Annotated in this window: 17 protein-coding genes; 7 read left to right on the top strand and 10 right to left on the bottom strand. The window is 67.4% G+C overall.

The window, feature by feature from the left end:
• Nucleotides 1–103 precede the first annotated feature (103 nt).
• The 10 genes from AC3FKG_RS02590 to AC3FKG_RS02545 form a co-directional block, all read right to left on the bottom strand.
• Nucleotides 104–571 carry an outer membrane lipoprotein gene (locus tag AC3FKG_RS02590; RefSeq protein ID WP_488742339.1) on the bottom strand — a complete coding sequence of 156 codons (468 nt, stop codon included), beginning with the start codon at nt 569–571 and terminating at the stop codon, nt 104–106.
• A gap of 37 nt (nt 572–608) precedes the next feature.
• The gene (locus tag AC3FKG_RS02585; protein WP_483709284.1) at nt 609–1,556 is read right to left on the bottom strand and encodes a carbohydrate kinase family protein; all 948 of its coding nucleotides are present in this window, start codon (nt 1,554–1,556) and stop codon (nt 609–611) included.
• Between the two features lie 112 nt (nt 1,557–1,668).
• Nucleotides 1,669–2,169, bottom strand: a complete 501-nt coding sequence (gene tpx, locus AC3FKG_RS02580) for a thiol peroxidase (RefSeq protein ID WP_483709283.1) — start codon at nt 2,167–2,169, stop codon at nt 1,669–1,671.
• Between the two features lie 131 nt (nt 2,170–2,300).
• On the bottom strand, nt 2,301–3,944 hold the full coding sequence (locus tag AC3FKG_RS02575; RefSeq protein ID WP_488742338.1) for a zinc-ribbon and DUF3426 domain-containing protein: 1,644 nt from the start codon (nt 3,942–3,944) through the stop codon (nt 2,301–2,303).
• Nucleotides 3,945–3,953: 9 nt separating this feature from the next.
• Nucleotides 3,954–4,847: a 50S ribosomal protein L11 methyltransferase gene (prmA, locus tag AC3FKG_RS02570; protein WP_488742337.1), complete on the bottom strand. Its 894-nt coding sequence runs from the start codon at nt 4,845–4,847 to the stop codon at nt 3,954–3,956.
• Between the two features lie 45 nt (nt 4,848–4,892).
• Nucleotides 4,893–6,245: an acetyl-CoA carboxylase biotin carboxylase subunit gene (accC, locus tag AC3FKG_RS02565; RefSeq protein WP_483709279.1), complete on the bottom strand. Its 1,353-nt coding sequence runs from the start codon at nt 6,243–6,245 to the stop codon at nt 4,893–4,895.
• Nucleotides 6,246–6,423: 178 nt separating this feature from the next.
• Nucleotides 6,424–6,894: an acetyl-CoA carboxylase biotin carboxyl carrier protein gene (accB, locus tag AC3FKG_RS02560; RefSeq protein ID WP_483709277.1), complete on the bottom strand. Its 471-nt coding sequence runs from the start codon at nt 6,892–6,894 to the stop codon at nt 6,424–6,426.
• 176 nt (nt 6,895–7,070) lie between these two features.
• Nucleotides 7,071–7,559 (bottom strand): type II 3-dehydroquinate dehydratase, encoded by a 489-nt coding sequence (gene aroQ / locus AC3FKG_RS02555; protein ID WP_488742336.1) that lies wholly within the window; start codon nt 7,557–7,559, stop codon nt 7,071–7,073.
• Between the two features lie 215 nt (nt 7,560–7,774).
• Complete coding sequence (locus AC3FKG_RS02550) at nt 7,775–8,323, bottom strand: TlpA family protein disulfide reductase (protein WP_488742335.1); 549 nt, start codon at nt 8,321–8,323, stop codon at nt 7,775–7,777.
• 75 nt (nt 8,324–8,398) lie between these two features.
• Nucleotides 8,399–9,082, bottom strand: coding sequence for a UDP-N-acetylmuramate--alanine ligase (locus AC3FKG_RS02545; protein ID WP_483709273.1), 684 nt, complete (start codon nt 9,080–9,082; stop codon nt 8,399–8,401).
• Between the two features lie 172 nt (nt 9,083–9,254).
• On the opposite strand from AC3FKG_RS02545, the gene mpl reads away from it, so the two are divergent.
• The 7 genes from mpl to aroE all read left to right on the top strand — a co-directional run bounded on the left by mpl (nt 9,255) and on the right by aroE (nt 16,893).
• Nucleotides 9,255–10,643: a UDP-N-acetylmuramate:L-alanyl-gamma-D-glutamyl-meso-diaminopimelate ligase gene (mpl, locus tag AC3FKG_RS02540; RefSeq protein WP_488742334.1), complete on the top strand. Its 1,389-nt coding sequence runs from the start codon at nt 9,255–9,257 to the stop codon at nt 10,641–10,643.
• A gap of 10 nt (nt 10,644–10,653) precedes the next feature.
• A complete protein-coding gene (locus AC3FKG_RS02535) occupies nt 10,654–11,262 on the top strand; it encodes a YqiA/YcfP family alpha/beta fold hydrolase (RefSeq protein WP_483709270.1) in 609 nt (202 codons plus the stop codon).
• Nucleotides 11,259–11,864, top strand: a complete 606-nt coding sequence (locus tag AC3FKG_RS02530; protein ID WP_483709269.1) for a chorismate--pyruvate lyase family protein — start codon at nt 11,259–11,261, stop codon at nt 11,862–11,864. Before AC3FKG_RS02535 ends, AC3FKG_RS02530 begins: the two co-directional genes overlap by 4 nt.
• A gap of 37 nt (nt 11,865–11,901) precedes the next feature.
• Nucleotides 11,902–12,642, top strand: a complete 741-nt coding sequence (gene fabG, locus AC3FKG_RS02525; RefSeq protein WP_483709268.1) for a 3-oxoacyl-ACP reductase FabG — start codon at nt 11,902–11,904, stop codon at nt 12,640–12,642.
• Between the two features lie 190 nt (nt 12,643–12,832).
• Nucleotides 12,833–14,947 carry a ribonuclease catalytic domain-containing protein gene (locus tag AC3FKG_RS02520; protein WP_488742333.1) on the top strand — a complete coding sequence of 705 codons (2,115 nt, stop codon included), beginning with the start codon at nt 12,833–12,835 and terminating at the stop codon, nt 14,945–14,947.
• Nucleotides 14,948–15,139: 192 nt separating this feature from the next.
• Entirely contained in the window at nt 15,140–16,009 is an 870-nt protein-coding gene (locus tag AC3FKG_RS02515; protein ID WP_488742412.1) for an energy transducer TonB, read from the top strand.
• Nucleotides 16,009–16,893, top strand: a complete 885-nt coding sequence (gene aroE / locus AC3FKG_RS02510) for a shikimate dehydrogenase (RefSeq protein WP_488742332.1) — start codon at nt 16,009–16,011, stop codon at nt 16,891–16,893. Before AC3FKG_RS02515 ends, aroE begins: the two co-directional genes overlap by 1 nt.
• Nucleotides 16,894–16,904 lie beyond the last annotated feature (11 nt).

The raw sequence follows: 16,904 nt of genomic DNA, 5'->3' as shown, positions 1-16,904 counted from the left end.
ACGGGATCGCTGTCGCCGCGGCTGGCAGGCTGACTGTCCTTGCAAAAACAAAACGCCGCATCCTCTCGGACGCGGCGCTTCCAGAAGCCGGGACGCAGGCGGATCAGTGCGTGACGCGCGTCACGCCGCCGGAGGTCAGCAACCGCACCTGCTCGCCGGGGCGGAACAGTTCGTCGGCTTCCTGCGTGATCGCGCGCATCTCGCCGTTTTCCAGGCGGACGGTGATCTCGAGCGCGCGCCGCTGGTTGACCTTGTTCTCCGTCGCGCTGCCGGCAATGCCGCCGAGCACCGCGCCGAGAATGCCGGCCGCCACGGACCCGTTGCCGCTGCCGATCAGGCTGCCCGCGGCCACGCCGCCAATGGCGCCGCCGGCTAGGGTGCCGGCGCCGGTCTGGCCGCCCTGGATCATCACGTCGCGCACGCCTTCGACCACGCCATAGCGCACGGTCTGTTCGCGCTGTGCCTGTCCGGTCGAGTAGACGCTGTTGGAGTTCGATTGCGTGGCGCAGCCGCTGACCAGTGCCGCGATGGCAGACACGGCGACGACACCGGTTCGGAGCTTGTCGTTCATTTCAGTTCCCGTAAAGGTGCCACGCCCGTGCCGCAGGTCAGGCGTAGCGGTAGCCGAATGCAGACTGGAAACGGTTGCCGATTTCGTCGAGCGGCAAGCCGTGGTTCTGCGGACCCTGCTGCGCGATCTTGAGCGATCCCATCAGCGATGCCAGGCGGCCAGTGGTGTCCCAGTCTAACCCGTTTTCGATGCCGAACAGGAGGCCACCGCGGAACGCGTCGCCGCAGCCGGTCGGGTCCACGATGCGCTCGGCCGGAACGGCCGGGATCGCGTACTGCTGACCATCGGCAAAGATGCTGGCGCCGCGCTCGCCGTGCGTGACGATGAAGGCACGAACCTTGGCGGCAACCTCGGCGCTGGTCCAGGCGGTGCGGGACAGCAGGACCTGCGCTTCGTAGTCATTGACTGTGACGTAGCTGGCGAGTTCAACGAACTGCCGCAGGTCCTCGCCGTTGAAGAGCGGCATGGCCTGACCCAGGTCAAAGATGAACGGAATGCCTGACTCGGCGAACTGGCGCGCGTGGTGCAGCATGCCCTCGCGGCTGTCCGGTGCGACGATGCCGAGCTTCGGCGCCGCGCTGCCGCCCAGCGCATCCTTCACGTTGGAGAGCTGCGACTGGCTCATCGCGCCGGGGTGGAAGGCGGTGATCTGGTTGTTGTCCAGGTCGGTGGTGATCATGGCCTGCGCCGTGAACGTATCGGGCAGCACGCGGATATGCGTGGTGTCGATGTTCAGGTCGCGCAGGTACTGCAGGTAGGGTTCGGCGTCCGTGCCCACCGTGGCCATCACCACGGGCTCGCCGCCCAGCAGCTTGAGCGTATAGGCGATGTTGCCGGCGCAGCCGCCGTACTCGCGCCGCATGCCCGGCACCAGGAACGAGACGTTCAGCATGTGGATCTGGTCCGGCAGGATGTGTTCGCGGAAGCGTCCGTCGAACGTCATGATGGTGTCGTAGGCGACGGAGCCGCAGATCAGGCTGGCCATGCTCTCTCCAGGTACTTTGGGATGGTCGGGCCGCGTGCGGCCCGAGGGGTTTCGTAAAACAGAAGCGGCCGCCCCGGGAATGCGGGCGGCCGGTGCGAGATGCCGGTGCTGCTTATTTCAGTGCGGCGAGCGCGGCGTCGTAGTCGGGCTCGTTCTTGATCTCCGGCACCAGCTGGCTGTACTTGACGATGTTGTTCTCGTCCAGCACCACCACGGCGCGCGCGGTCACGCCGGCCAGCGGGCCGGTCTTGATATCCACGCCGTAGTTGCCCTTGAATTCCGCACCGCGCATCGTCGACAGCGGCACCACGTTGGCCAGGCCTTCAGCGGTGCAGAAACGGCCCATGGCGAACGGCAGGTCAGCCGAGACGGTCAGGACCACGGTGTTGGCCAGGCCGCTGGCGGCTTCGTTGAACTTGCGCGTCGAGGCCTGGCACACCGGGGTGTCCAGGCTCGGTACGATATTCAGCACTTTGCGCTTGCCGGCAAAGTCGGCCAGCGTCACGTCCTTCAGGTCCTTGCCGACCAGCTTGAAGTCGGCGGCCTTGTCGCCGGATTGCGGGAACTTGCCTGCCACTTCAATGGCGTTGCCGCCGAGAGTCACGTTGCTCATCACTGCTCCTTCCTGTTCAGGATCTTCGGGGGGCGCAGCTTGCGGCCGGACTCGATTCGGCCCTTGGCAGCAAGCCTGCGAAATCCAGGGACCGTTCACGGTGAAAGGCATGCGCCGTGGGTGAACAGGCCCTATGGATAGAAAATCAGCACGCGGTAATTGGCCGCCGCCTGCTGAGTCCGGAATCGTACCCGAACCGGCAGCTCCGTGCCCGCGCGAAGGCCATGCGTGGCGAAGGCCTTCTGCGTCGGCTCCAGGTACTCGGATGGCTCCAATACACGCCGCAGCAGCAACTGGTCCTGCAGATCGGTCATGACCAGTTCGATGGCCGGCAGGGCGGTGGTGGCCCGTCCCTGGTTGCGCAGCGTAACCGCGAGCACGTAGGCATCGCTGCCTTCGTCCTGCTTCTGCAGCTGCGAGGTATCGATGCGCAGCGCATCGATGTCGCGCCACGGCGGCACCGTGCAGCCCAGCGGCCCGCACGCGGCTTCCAGTACCGGGCGCAGCACCGGGAACTGACCGGCGAGTTGTCCGCGCAGCAGGTACAGCCCTTGCAGGACTACGCCAACCGCCAGCACACCGGCGGCGATATGCCAGCCGAAGCGCAGGCGCGGCCGTGCCGGGGTCGCGGCGGTCTCGCGCGCGCGTTCGCGTTCTCGCTCGCGGGTCTGGCGCAGGAAATCGGGCGCGAAGGCCGGACCCAATTGCGGTTCCTGGCGTGTCCAGCGCCGCGCGACGTTCTCGCGCGCAATCGCGCCGGCGGTGGCACTGAAGGCATCGCCCGTGCTGGCGCCGCCAGGCCCGTAGCTCGGGCCATAGTTGAGACCGTAGTCGTGGCCCGGCTCGTGCGGCGTTTCGGCGGCGGCTGTTGCCGGCGTGTCCGTCCTGGCGGCCGGAGCTTCGGTGGTGTCACTGGATTCCGCGCGCAGGAACTCGCTGGCGCTGCGCAGCGCGGGTTCGGCGGCGGCTTCGCCTGCCGGTTCGTCCGGCGCCTCGACTGCGTGGGAAGCGGGTGCGCGCGCGGAGGCCTCTTCGTCTCCGAGCGCGGCGCGATCGAGCGTCGGCCACGGCGCATGAGCGGCCACGATGGCGGCCGATGCTTCGTCTGCCTCGTCGGCATGATGCATGCCGTTGGCCGTCGCGACAGGATTGTCGTCGGGGTGGCCTGCAACCTCTTGTGGCGCGTCCGCGGGTCCCGGTTCGGCGTGTTCAGCTGGTTCGGCTTGCGAGGGGCGCGTGTCGTCGGATTCGCCCGGCTCGGCAGGCGTCTCTGCCAGCGCGCTATCGCCATCGGCTGGCACGGCCGCGGAGGCTTGCTGCAGTGCCGGTTGTGCGATGTCTTGGGCGGCGAGCGACGGCTCGATGGAAGCTGCGTCCGCGTCCTGCCTGGCCAGTGCCTCATGCTCCTCCTCGGCGGAAGCATCTTCCTCCTCCGTGGGCATCATCATCATGGTGGGCGAATCGAGCGCGGGCACGTCGTACCCCGGGTCGTAGCCGGGATCGAAGTGATTGGAGGACGAAGCCGGCCTGGCTTCGCTTTCCGCTTCACGTGGTGCAGCGGGCATGGCCGCTGCGGGTCCGGGCGAGGGCTGCGGCGCGCGAGCGGCGGCCGGGGCACCCGGCACCGGCACTTCGATCAGATGCTCGCGTGCATCGAAGACCGTTTCACAGTGTCCGCAACGCACCAGTCCCTGGCGCAGGCGCAACTGGTCGGCCACCAGCCGGAAGGCGGTGCGGCAGGCCGGGCAGCGCGTGACAAGCTTGGCGGCGGCCATCGGCTCACCTCAGGGGCGCGTGCCGTGCAGGCAGACCCAGCCTTCCTCGCTGCGCCAGACCGTCAGCGGCAGCCAGGCGGCATAGGCGGCGGCCACTTCCTCGGCCTGGCGCTCGAGCACGCCGGACAGCACCAGGCGTCCACCCGAGCGCACGCGGGCGCTGAGCATCGCGGCCATCAGCTTGAGCGGGTTGGAGAGGATATTGGCGACGACGAGGTCGTAGGTCGCTTCCGAAACGGATTCCGGCAGCGCGAACTGCGCCTGGACGCGGTTGCGCTCGGCGTTGTAGCGCGACGCTTCCACGGCATTCGGATCGATGTCGATGCCGAGCGTATCGCCGGCACCGAGCTTCTTTGCCACGATGGCGAGGATACCGGAGCCGCAGCCATAGTCGAGCACGGTTTCGCCCGCCTTCAGGTTCTGCTCCAGCCACTGCATGCACAGCCGCGTGGTCGGGTGGCTGCCGGTGCCGAACGCCAGGCCCGGGTCGAGTTCCAGCACCACCGCATCGGGCTCCGGTGCCTCATGCCACGACGGCACGACCCAAAGGCGTTCGCCGACGCGGATCGGCTCGAACTGGGATTGCGTCAGGCGCACCCAGTCCTGGTCCTCGACATCGCGCAGCAGGTAGGCGGGCACCGGATCGATGCCAAGCGTATTCGACGCGGCCGCGACGACGAGCGCCGGGTCGGTGTCGTCACCGAACAGCGCCACCACGCGCGAGCGGTTCCAGGCGAGCCGTGTCGGCTCCATCCCGGGCTCGCCGAACAGCGGCTGCTCGTCCGGCGTATCGGCGTCGGCGTCTTCCACCGACACCGACAGCGCGCCAAGGTCGAACAAGGCGTCGGACCAGGCTTCGGCCCGGTCCTGCGCCACTTCGATCACACATTCCTGAAATGCCACGGGCTTCCTTTTCTACAGCAGTACAGCAGTGCGGCAGTTGCCGCGTCAGGCTTTCTCGCGCTGCGCCAGGCGGTGCTCGAGATAGTGGATGCTGGTGCCCCCTTCGACGAAGTTGGCGTCCATCATCAGCTCGCGGTGCAGCGGGACGTTGGTCTGGATACCGTCCACCACCATTTCCGACAGCGCGATCCGCATGCGGGCAATGGCCTGCTCGCGGGTGGCGCCGTAAGTGATGATCTTGCCGATCATCGAATCGTAATTCGGCGGGACGAAGTAGCCATCATACGCGTGCGAGTCGACGCGTACACCGGGGCCGCCCGGCATGTGCCAGGCGGTGATGCGGCCTGGCGACGGGATGAACTTGAAAGGGTCCTCGGCGTTCACGCGGCACTCGATCGCATGGCCACGGAACTGCACATCCTTCTGGCGGAAGCGCAGTTTTTCGCCAAACGCGATGCGGATCTGTTCCTGCACGATGTCGATGCCCGTGATCATCTCGGTGACCGGGTGCTCGACCTGCACGCGCGTGTTCATCTCGATGAAGTAGAACTCGTTGTTCTCATACAGGAACTCGAACGTGCCGGCGCCACGGTAGCCCATCTTGCGGCAGGCCTCGGCGCAGCGGTCGCCGATGCGCTCGATCAGGCGGCGCGGAATATGCGGCGCGGGCGCTTCCTCGATCACCTTCTGGTGGCGGCGCTGCATGGAGCAGTCGCGCTCGCCCAGCCAGATGGCTTGCTTGTGCTGGTCGGCCAGGATCTGGATTTCCACGTGACGCGGATTCTCCAGGAACTTCTCCATGTAGACCTCGGGATTGCCGAAGGCGCGGCCGGCTTCTTCACGCGTCATGTTGACGGCGTTGACCAGCGCGGCTTCGGTGTGGACCACGCGCATGCCGCGTCCGCCACCGCCGCCGGCGGCCTTGATGATGACCGGGTAGCCCACCTGGCGCGCGATGGCCAGGATTTCCTTCGGGTCTTCGGGCAGCGCGCCCTCCGAGCCCGGCACGCACGGCACGCCGGCCTTGATCATGGCCTGCTTGGCCGAGACCTTGTCGCCCATCAGGCGGATGCTCTCGGCGGTCGGGCCGATGAAGACGAAGCCGGATTTTTCCACGCGCTCGGCAAAGTCGGCGTTTTCCGACAGGAAGCCGTAGCCCGGGTGGATGGCCTGCGAGTCGGTCACCTCGGCAGCCGAGATGATCGCCGGCATGTTCAGGTAGGACAGCGGCGACGGGGCCGGGCCGATACACACGGCTTCGTCGGCCAGCTTGACGTACTTGGCTTCCTTGTCGGCCTCCGAGTACACCACTACGGTCTTGATGCCCAGCTCGCGGCAGGCGCGCTGGATGCGAAGGGCGATTTCACCGCGGTTCGCGATCAGAATTTTTTCAAACATGGTCTCTCTCTGCGAGAACGGGAGCGGTCCCGTCAGGTGCCGCAGCGGCACACCGGGTGCGCGGCCGGCAAACTGGCGGTGCCAGGGGCCGCTTCATGGCGTGGGATGCGGGCCACAACGTGCGAACATCCACGAGATCCGGAGTGCCGCGCAATGTTGCGCGGCACTCCGGACAGCATCAGCCGATGACGAACAGCGGCTGGCCGTATTCCACGGCCTGGCCGTTCTCGACCAGGATTTCCTTGATCACGCCGGCCTTGTCGCACTCGATCTCGTTGAGCAGCTTCATGGCTTCGATGATGCAGACGGTCTGGCCTTCCTTGACGGTGTCGCCCACGTTGACGAACGGCGCGGCGCCCGGCGACGGGGCACGGTAGAAGGTACCGACCATGGGCGAGGTGACCACGTGGCCGGCCGGGAGCTGCGCAGCGGCAGGCTCGGCGGCAGCGACCGGAGCGGTGGCGGCAGGAGCGGCGGCGCCGGGCATGACCGGCAACGCCTGCATTTGCGGCATGGCCATCGGTGCGGCGATGACTTGCGGCGGTTGCTTGACGATGCGTACCTTGCCGTCGCCTTCAGTCACTTCCAGCTCCGAGATGCCGGATTCGGCCACCAGGTCGATCAGCGTCTTCAGCTTGCGCAGGTCCATCTTCTTATCCTCCTGAATCAGGTTGTCCGGGCGTGCCCTGGCGGGGCAGCGGCGGAAAATCGTCGGTACGGCCACCGGCTGTCCGCGTCCGCAGTGCCGTGCTGCACAAACTGCGGGCGCGGCCGCCAGGCGGCGCGCGTCATGTATTCGGGTAAAGCCTTGTATGCCGGTGGGCCTCAGGCCCCTGGCGGCGGCTGCTCCAGCCCGAGGGCATAGTCCAGCGCCATCAGGTAGCCTTGCCATCCCAATCCGCAGATCACGCCGACGGCGAGGTCGGAGAAATACGAATGGTGACGGAAGCTTTCGCGGCGATGCACGTTCGAGAGGTGTACTTCGACAAACGGAATGGCCACGCCGGCCAGCGCATCGCGTATCGCCACGCTGGTATGCGTGTAGGCGGCGGGGTTGATGATGATGAAATCCACCCCTTCCGCGCGCGCGGCATGGATGCGGTCAACCAGCGCGCCTTCATGGTTGGACTGGAACGACGACAACACGATACCGGCATCTGCGGCATGCCGTGCCAGGGCGGCGTCGATATCGGCCAGCGTGGTGTGCCCGTACGTCTCCGGTTCGCGCGTGCCCAGCAGGTTGAGGTTTGGCCCGTGCAGGACCAGCACCTTGCGGTAGCGGGCTGAGCGACGATTGGAGCGGGTTGCAGTCACGGCGGCTCGACCAGTTCAACGAAATTGCGCGGAGATTACCGTAGCTTAGAGCGATTTGTCTAGCGGGCGATACAAGCCTTCACGCCCGGGCATGGCGATTACGCGCCGTTTAAGCCACATTGAGCCATTTCCGGCAATATGCGCCCGGTTACAGTGCATTTTCGGGACGGTTCGGCGAACTTGGGCGAAGAAGCGCCTTATGTCGCCGACTGCACCTAGGAACGGGGCAGAACAGCGCGCAATTCGTCCGACGTGATACGCCCCATCTTGCGGTACTTGACGGAACCGTCAGGGTCGATCACGACGGTATAGGGCAGGCCACCGGCGTTGTTGCCGAAGTTGCGGGACAGCTCCGTGCCCGCGAAGCCAGCCACCGCAAGCGGGTAGGCCACCGGCACCTTCTTGATGAACTGCTGGATGTTGGCGGCGGAATCGATGCCGATGCCGACGAACTCGACCCTGCGGGCCGCGTACTCCGCATGCAAGGCGGTCAGCTCCGGCATTTCTTCCACGCACGGCCCGCACCACGGTGCCCAGAAGTTGATCACCACGGTCTTGCCACGCAGCTTGCCCAGATCGAGATCGGTGCCGCTGGGGTCGGGCAGGCGGGCCTGGAAGAAGGTTTCGACGGCCTGTTCCGACGCGGGTTTCGGCGAGAACACGAAATGACCTGCCAGCGCGCCGCCGGCGCAGGCCGCCACGGCCACGGCAATCCACAGCCACAGGCGGGAACGGTGGACAGGTTTCTGGGTGGTAGCGTTCATGTTGTCTTCAGTAAGCAACGGCGGTATTGGCGCCGATACCGGCAAATGGTGAACTTCTGACCGGTCGGGTGCGCTTCAGTTCGACGTGTCGGCGTTCCCAGGCAGCGCGCGCACGGCTTGCAGGTCGGCCCTGGCCGCACGGCCGCTTGCATCGGTGCGCGCGGCGCCGCGCTCGTCGTCGGCATCATACAGAGCAATATGGATTCCGACCGGCGCGCCCAGTTCGGCGCGTACCTCGCCGGCCAGCAGGCGCGCTTCGCGGCGGTCGGGCCACTGGCCTTTCCACAGGAAGCTCAGGGTCTCCACGTCGCCGCGGCCGGCGAAATGGCGCGATTCGCTGGTCTCGAAGTCGACGCCCGCGTTGAGCAGGTGCAAGGTGGCGTCCTTGGGGCTGTCGCAGAAGCACTGCAGATAGATATCCGAATGCTCGGTGGCGGTGCCGTTGAGTACGGCGCCCACCAGGTATGGCCGGAAGCCGGCGAGGTCCTCCATCGCCAGGATGGCCACCCGGCGCAGCAGCGCCAGGATGCGCGGTTGCGTGTCGCCGTGGAAAAGTGCCTGATAGGCGCGGACTTCGGCCTCGATCATGTCGTTATCGGGCAGCCATTCGCCGGCCACGCGCTGGTCGCCGAGCAACTGGCGCGCGGCCTTGCGCTTCGCGGTGGCGTAGTCGGCGCCGTCTTCGGCAATCATGCGTGCCGCGGCCTGGGCGATCTCCTCGCGCAGGCGGGCGGGGTCGGAAAGGGCGTGTCGGGACATGTCCCGATGATACCGGAGCGGGGCGCGCAGCCGCTGCGCGCAGCGCTGCCGCAGTGCAGCGAAGCGCGCAAGCGCTCGGGTACAATCGGGGCCTTCCTGCCCGGCATGGTCCGCTGGACCCGCGCCGGCATGCCGACCGGCCCGGCCGGTCCCAAGTCTTTCCGGGAACCCCATGCATATTCATATCCTTGGCATCTGCGGCACTTTCATGGGCGGCCTGGCGGTCCTCGCCAAGCAGGCGGGACATCGTGTCACCGGCTGCGACGCCAATGTCTATCCGCCGATGAGCACGCAGCTCGAGGCCCAGGGTATCGAGCTGATCGAAGGCTTCGATCCCGCCCAGCTCGCGCTCGAGCCGGACCTGTTCGTGATCGGCAACGTGGTGTCGCGCGGCAATCCGCTGATGGAAGCCATCCTCAACCGCAACCTGCCTTACGTCTCGGGCCCGCAATGGCTGGGCGAGCACGTGCTGGCAGGCAAGTGGGTGCTCGCCGTGGCGGGCACGCATGGCAAGACCACCACCACGTCGATGCTTGCGTGGATCCTCGAAGATGCCGGCTACAACCCCGGCTTCCTCGTCGGCGGCGTGCCGCAGAACTTCGGCATCTCGGCGCGCGTGACGGAGTCGGATTTCTTCGTGATCGAGGCGGACGAGTACGACACCGCCTTCTTCGACAAGCGCAGCAAGTTCGTCCACTACCGTCCGCGCACGGCCATCCTGAATAACCTGGAATACGATCACGCCGACATCTTCCCGGATCTCGACGCGATCGAAACGCAGTTCCACCACCTGGTGCGCACGGTGCCGGGGCAGGGCAGGCTGGTGGTCAATGGCATCGAACCCAGCCTGGCCCGCGTGCTTGAACGCGGCTGCTGGAGCGAGGTCGAGCAGTTCGGCGTCGGTGACTGGCGCCAGAGCGACGCAGGCGATGCAGGCGGCGACGGCGGCAAGGACGCATTCGACGTCTGGTTCGGCGAGACCGTGCAGGGCCGCGTGACCTGGGACCTGCAGGGCACGCACAACCGCATGAACGCGCTGGCCGCGATTGCCGCCGCGCGCCATGTCGGCGTGCCGCCCGCGCAGGCCATCGAATCGCTGGGCCGCTTCGCCAACGTGAGGCGCCGCATGGAAGTGCGCGGCGTGGCGGGCGGCGTGACGGTCTATGACGACTTCGCCCATCATCCCACCGCGATCCAGACCACGCTGGAAGGCCTGCGCCGCCGCGTCGGTGGCGCGCGCATCCTGGCCGTGCTGGAGCCGCGCTCCAACACCATGAAGCTCGGCGTGATGAAGGCGCAGCTGCCGGCCAGCCTCGAACAGGCCGACCTGGTGTTCGGCTATGGCGCTCCGGGCGGCAAGGACGCGCTCGGCTGGGACCTGGCCGGCGCACTGGCACCGCTGGGCAAGAAGGCCGCGGCTTTCCACGATCTCGGCGCATTGGTCGAGGCCGTGCGTGCCGCGGCGCGCCCAGGCGACCAGGTGCTGGTCATGAGCAACGGCGGCTTCGGCGGCGTGCACCAGAAGCTGCTGGACGCGCTCGGCCAGGGCGCCGCCGGCTGAGGACGCGGACATGCTGCTGTACCTGCACGGATTCCGCTCCTCGCCGCAGTCGTTCAAGGCGCGGCTGGTGCAGGAGCGCATGCGCGAGTGGGGCGTGGGGCGCTACTACGCCTGCCCCTTGCTCAATGTCTCCCCCGCCCAGGCGATCGCCCAGGCCGAAGCCGCCATCAGCGCGGCGCGCGCGGGTGGCGACCAGGAAATCGCAATCGTCGGTTCCTCGCTCGGCGGCTTCTACGCACGCTGGCTCGGCGAGCGCCACGGCTGCCGCACGGTGCTGCTGAACCCGGCCATCCACCCGTGGACCGACCTGCAGCAATACATCGGCGAACAGCCGCTGTGGCACGGCGGTGGCTCCGTCACGGTCGAGCCGCGCCATATGCAGGAACTGATCGACCTGCGCGTGGACACCATTACCCGGCCCGAACGCTATTACCTGATCGCCGCCACGGGCGATGAAGTCCTCGATTACCGCGAGATGGTCGCGGCTTGCGCGGGCGCGCATATCCGCATCCTCTCGGGCAGTGACCACGGCATCGGCGAGTTCGCCAACTACGTCGACGACGTGCTGGCCTTTTGCGGCTACGGGCCCGGCGGCGTAGTGCCGGGCCGCGCGGCATGAGCGCGCAGTTCGCGCGCCGCTGCGGCTGGACCCGCCACCTGCCCTTCGACCCGGAGATCCCGCCGAACCTGCGGCATTGGGTCACGGGCGAAGGTTCGCTGACCGCGCGGCTGATGGCCGCCTCCGAACGCTTTCGCGTGCGCCGCCTGCGGCAGGCTTCGGCGCGGCCTTATCTGGACGAATGGCAGGCGCTCGGTCAATGCGGCCGTGAACCGGCGCTGACGCGCGAAGTGCTGCTGATCTGCGACGAGCAGCCGGCCATCTACGCGCACACCGTCGTGCGCGAGCGCCACGCGCGCCGTGACTGGCCATTCCTGCGCGGGCTCGGCGAGCGCCCGCTGGGCGGCCGCCTGTTCGTGGATCCGGCCGTGCGGCGCGATCCGTTCGAATTCGCGCGGCTGCTGCCGCACCACCCGCTGCGCCAGGCGCTGCAGCGGATCCTGCCGGCCATGGGGCCGGTACCAATGCTGCCGGCGCGCCGTTCCGTATTCCGGCGCGGCGCCGGCATCATGCTCGTGACAGAGGTCTTCTTGCCTGACCTGCTGGCACGGCCTTCACGGGGACCCCGGCAACGTAGCCCATCAGACCGGAGCCCCGACTGACTTACACACTACCCAGAATTACAGAAGAGAAGACATCATGAAATTGCAGGGTCGCGTTGCCATCATCACCGGCGCAGCTGCCGGTATCGGGTTTGCCACGGCCGAGCGCTTTGCCGCGGAAGGCGCCATTGTCATCCTGTGCGACGTCCAGGAAGCGCGTGTGCGCGAGGCCGCCGAGAAGCTGGCCGCCAACGGCGCCGTCGCCAAGGCCTTCCGCGTCGACGTGACGCGCCGTGACGAGGTCGACGCCATGGTCGCCGCCGTGCTGGCCGCGCATGAGCGCATCGACGTGCTCGTCAACAATGCCGGCATCACCAAGGATGCTCGCCTGGCAAAGATGACCGAGGTGCAGTTCGATGCCGTGATCGACGTCAACCTGAAGGGCGTGTTCAATTGCGCGCAGGCCGTGGCCGGCGTGATGACCGAGCAGGGCAAGGGCGTGATCCTCAACGCGTCGAGCGTGGTCGGCCTGTACGGCAACTTCGGCCAGACCAATTACGCGGCCAGCAAGTTCGGCGTGATCGGCTTTACCAAGACCTGGGCGCGCGAACTCGGCCCCAAGGGCGTGCGCGTGAACGCCGTGTGCCCGGGCTTCGTCAACACCGAGATCCTGCAGACCGTGCCGGAGAAGGTGCTCGACGGCATGAAGGAATCCTGCTGGATGCGCCGCCTGGCCGAGCCGTCGGAGATCGCCAGCGTGTACGCCTTCCTCGCCAGCGACGACGCCAGCTACATCAACGGCGTCGCTATCGAGACCAGCGGCGGCATGTCGCTCTGACGTCACCGGACGTCCCCGCCGTGCCCGCCGGCCTGTTCGCCGGCGGGCAGCGGGAACCAGTGCGGTATCATTCTGACTTTGGCACTTGCGGCCAGCCCGCCCGTCAAGGGCGCTCACACTTATCTCCCCGGAACCCGTGTCTTTGCCGCCTGAGCGGCAGGGTTCCCGGCATTTCTGAAAGTACCGATCGATGCAGTTGCTGTTCGAAGAAGGCGGCGAGATTCGCGCCGGCACCGTGCTGACCCAGCAGGGCGAGGCCTACCAGGTCGAATTGCCGGCCGGCAAGCGCACCAAGGTCAAGTCCCGCGACGTGCTGCTGCAGTTTGCGCAGCCGTCGGCGATCGAACTGGTGCGCCAGACCGGCGAGATGACCGCCGAGATCGACCTCGACTTCCTGTGGGAATGCGCGCCCGAAGCCGAGTTCGGCTTTCCCGAGCTGGCCGTCGAATACTACGGCGCGGATGCCGGCCCCGTGCAGCAGGCGGCGCTGGCCATGGCCCTGCATGCCAATCCGGTGTATTTCCGCCGCAAGGGCCGCGGGCGTTACCAGCGCGCGCCGGAAGACCAGCTGAAGGCCGCCCTGGCCGCAGTCGAGCGCAAGAAGCAGCAGGCACTGCTGCAGACCGAATACGAAGACCAGCTCAAGGCGCTGACGCTGCCGGAACCGTTCCGCAACAAGGTGCTGCAACTTCTGTTCAAGCCGGACAAGAACAGCCTCGAATACAAGGCGATGGATGCCGCCTGCACGGCGCTCGGCATGACGCCGATGCGCCTGATGGTGAGCGCCGGCGGCGTGGCCAGCGCGCGCGCGCTGCACGAGGCCAAGTTCCTCGCCGAATGCTTCCCGAAGGGCACGGGCTTCCCGGACATCGACGTACCCGAGCCGCAGGCCGACCTGCCCGTGGCCGACGTGCAGGCGTTCTCGATCGACGACGTGACCACCACCGAGATCGACGACGCGCTGTCGGTCACCGAGCTGCCGGACGGCAACCTGCGCGTGGGTATCCATATTGCCGCGCCCGCGCTGGGCATCCGCCGCGGCGATCCGCTCGACGTGATCGCGCGCCATCGGCTGTCCACGGTCTACTTCCCGGGCGACAAGATCACCATGCTGCCCGACGCCGTGGTCGAGCGCTACACGCTGCAGGAGGGCCGCCAGTGTCCCGCGCTGTCGCTCTACGTGACGGTCGAGACACAGTTCTGGCAAGTGGTGGGCAGCGAGACGCGCGCCGAGATGGTCATGATCGCGGCCAACTTGCGCCACAACCTGCTCGATGACGTTATCACCGAGGCGTCGCTGGCCGACGGCACCGGCGACTATCCGTTCCGCGCCGAACTCACGCGGCTGTGGCACTTTGCCGGCGCACTGCACGACGAGCGGCAGAAAGCCCGCCTGGCCAGCGGCCTGCGGCCCGAATCGCACAGCCGCGCGGACTTCAACTTCTACCTGGACGACCAGGCCGATGGCAGCCAGCGCGTGCGCATCGAGCAGCGCAAGCGCGGCTCGCCGCTGGACAAGATCGTGGCCGAGCTGATGATCCTGGCCAACAGCACGTGGGGCAAGCTGCTGGCGGACAACGGCGTGCCGGGTATCTACCGGACGCAGAAGGCCTGGGGCATGCACCGCACCCGCATGCAGACCTACCCGGCGCCGCACGAAGGCCTGGGCGTGGCGCAATACGCATGGAGTACTTCGCCGCTGCGCCGCTATGTCGACCTGGTCAACCAGTGGCAGATCCTGGCGGTGGCGCAGCATGGCATCACGGCCAAGCTGGTGGCGCCGTTCAAGCCGAAGGACGCCGACCTGCTGGCCGCGGTGGCGGATTTCGAAGGCACCTATGCGGCTTATGCCGACCACCAGTCCACCATGGAGCGCTACTGGTGCCTGCGCTGGCTGCAGCAGGAAAAACGCGAGCGCATGATGGCCAGCACGCTCAAGGAAGGCGCGGTGCGCTTCATGGAGATCCCGCTGGTCACGCGTGTGCCGGAACTGATGCAAGCGCAGCGCGGCACGCAGGTGCTGCTGGAGATTGGCGCTATCGACGAGATTTCGCTCGATGTGTCGTGCCGGGTGCTTGAAGTGTTTGCCGGGGAAGGCGCGTTGCCCGAGGAAGAACTTGAAAGCGACGAGGAAGCCGCTGAAGTCTCGGCGGAAGCCGCAGCCGAGATGGCGGCCGAAAACGCGGCCGAGCAGTCCGCGGAAGGCGCCGAGCCTGCCGCGGGCGAAGCCGGCGAGCCGGCCGGAGAGGGCAGTGGCGACGCGGCGTCTGCCGCGCGCGACACCATTTCGCCCGGCCAGGGCTGATCCCTTCGGAAAAGCTGGCGGCTCACATACAATGCCCTTCTGGCCCGGTGCCGCCACCGAGCCGGGGGCGCGTGGCTTCATGCTGCCCTGGCGGCTATTCCAAGCGATTTCCCCCAAGCCATTACCAGCCAGCTCTCCATCGTGAACGCCGCTCTCGTCGATCCCCGCCACTGGTGGCACGCCAGCAATACGCTGGTCAAGGCGCTGGCCATCTCGGTCGTCGTGCACCTGGTGCTGCTGATGGTACGGATCGCGGCGCCCGAGGTGTTCGAGATCAAGCGCACGGACGCGCCGCTGGACGTGGTGCTGGTCAATTCCAAGTCCGCGCAGAAGCCGCGCAACCCGACCGTGCTGGCGCAGGCCAACCTCGATGGCGGCGGCGACCACGACCAGCAGCGCGCCACCACGCCGCTGCCGGCGCAGACCGTGTCGCAGGACGGCGACCTGGTGCGCCAGGTGCAGCGCCGCGTCGAGCAGCTCGAGCAGGAACAGCAGCGCCTGATGACGCAGACGCGCGAAGCCGCCCCGTCGGTGCGCAGCCAGCCGCTCAAGCCGGGCGAGCAGCGCCAGGACACGCCGTTGCGCGGCCAGGACGAGCGTACCTCCACGGACGAGATGGCCAAGCTGGAGGCCGAAATCGGCCGCAACCTCGAACAGTATGCCAAGCGGCCCAAGCGCTACCAGCTCACCGCCACCAGCGCGCGCGAAGTCGACTACGCGCAGTACTATGACCGCCTGCGCCACCGGATCGAGGCGCGCGGCACCAGCGATTTCCCGCAGCGCAACGGCAAGCCGCTCTATGGCCAGCTGATCCTGGTGATCAACGTGAACCGCCTGGGCAAGCTTGGCTACAACCGCGACGGCTACAACGTCGACGCCATCGACGTGGTCAAGAGCTCGGGCGATCCGGCGCTGGACCGCCAGGCCGTTGCCATCGTCCGCGCTGCCGCGCCGTTCGGCCCGTTCACGGCCGAGATGGCGGCACGCCAGGACATCCTCGAAGTCATTTCCACATTCAAGTTCTCGCGCAGCGGTCTGGAAACCCGCTTGCAGGCCCGCTGATGACATCCACTGAATCCTCCCAGCTGGCCGACCGCTACGTCGTGGTCGGCAACCCGGTTGCGCACAGCCGCTCCCCATTCATCCACGCCGCGTTTGCGCAGCAGACCGGCGAGGCCGTCGAGTACAGCCGGCTGGAAGCACCGCTCGACGCGTTCGCCGAGACCGTGCGCGCGTTCCTGGCCGGCGGCGGCCACGGCTTCAACGTGACCGTGCCGTTCAAGCTGCAGGCCTATGACCTGGCCGATCGCCTGACGGAGCGTGCGGAAGCCGCGGGCGCGGTCAACACGATGTGGATCGAGGACGGGCTGATCCACGGCGACAACACCGATGGCATTGGCCTGGTGCGCGACATCCAGGACAACCTCGACACGCTGCTGGAAGGCAGGCGCGTGCTGTTGCTCGGCGCGGGCGGCGCGGCAATGGGCGCAATGCTGCCGCTGCTCGAATGCCGGCCGTCGCGCATCGTGGTGGCCAACCGCACGGCTTCGCGCGCGAGCGACATGCTGGAAGAGTTCGTGGAAGCCGCCGATTCCTTCGGCGTGGAGCTGTGGGGTGGCGGTCTCGATGCGCTGGAGCACTTGTCCGAGGACGAGGCCTGCGACGTGGTCATCAATGCGTCGTCCAGCAGCCTGCATGGCGAACTGCCGCCGGTGCCGGATTTCCTGCTTGGCCAAGGCGTGCTGGCCTACGACATGATGTACGGCGCCGAGCCGACCGTGTTCCTGCGCCATGCCGCGCAATGCGGCGCGCGCACGGCCGACGGGCTCGGCATGCTGGTCGAGCAGGCCGCCGAGGCCTTCTACATCTGGCGCGGCGTACGTCCGCGCACCGCGCCCGTGCTGGCCGACCTGCGCGCCGCGCTGCAGGCCGAGCGCAAGGGCTGAACCAACGCCTG

The sequence above is a fragment of the Cupriavidus sp. 22TCCZM04-2 genome (assembly GCF_057798895.1).
This window is presented reverse-complemented; position numbering and strand designations above follow the sequence as displayed.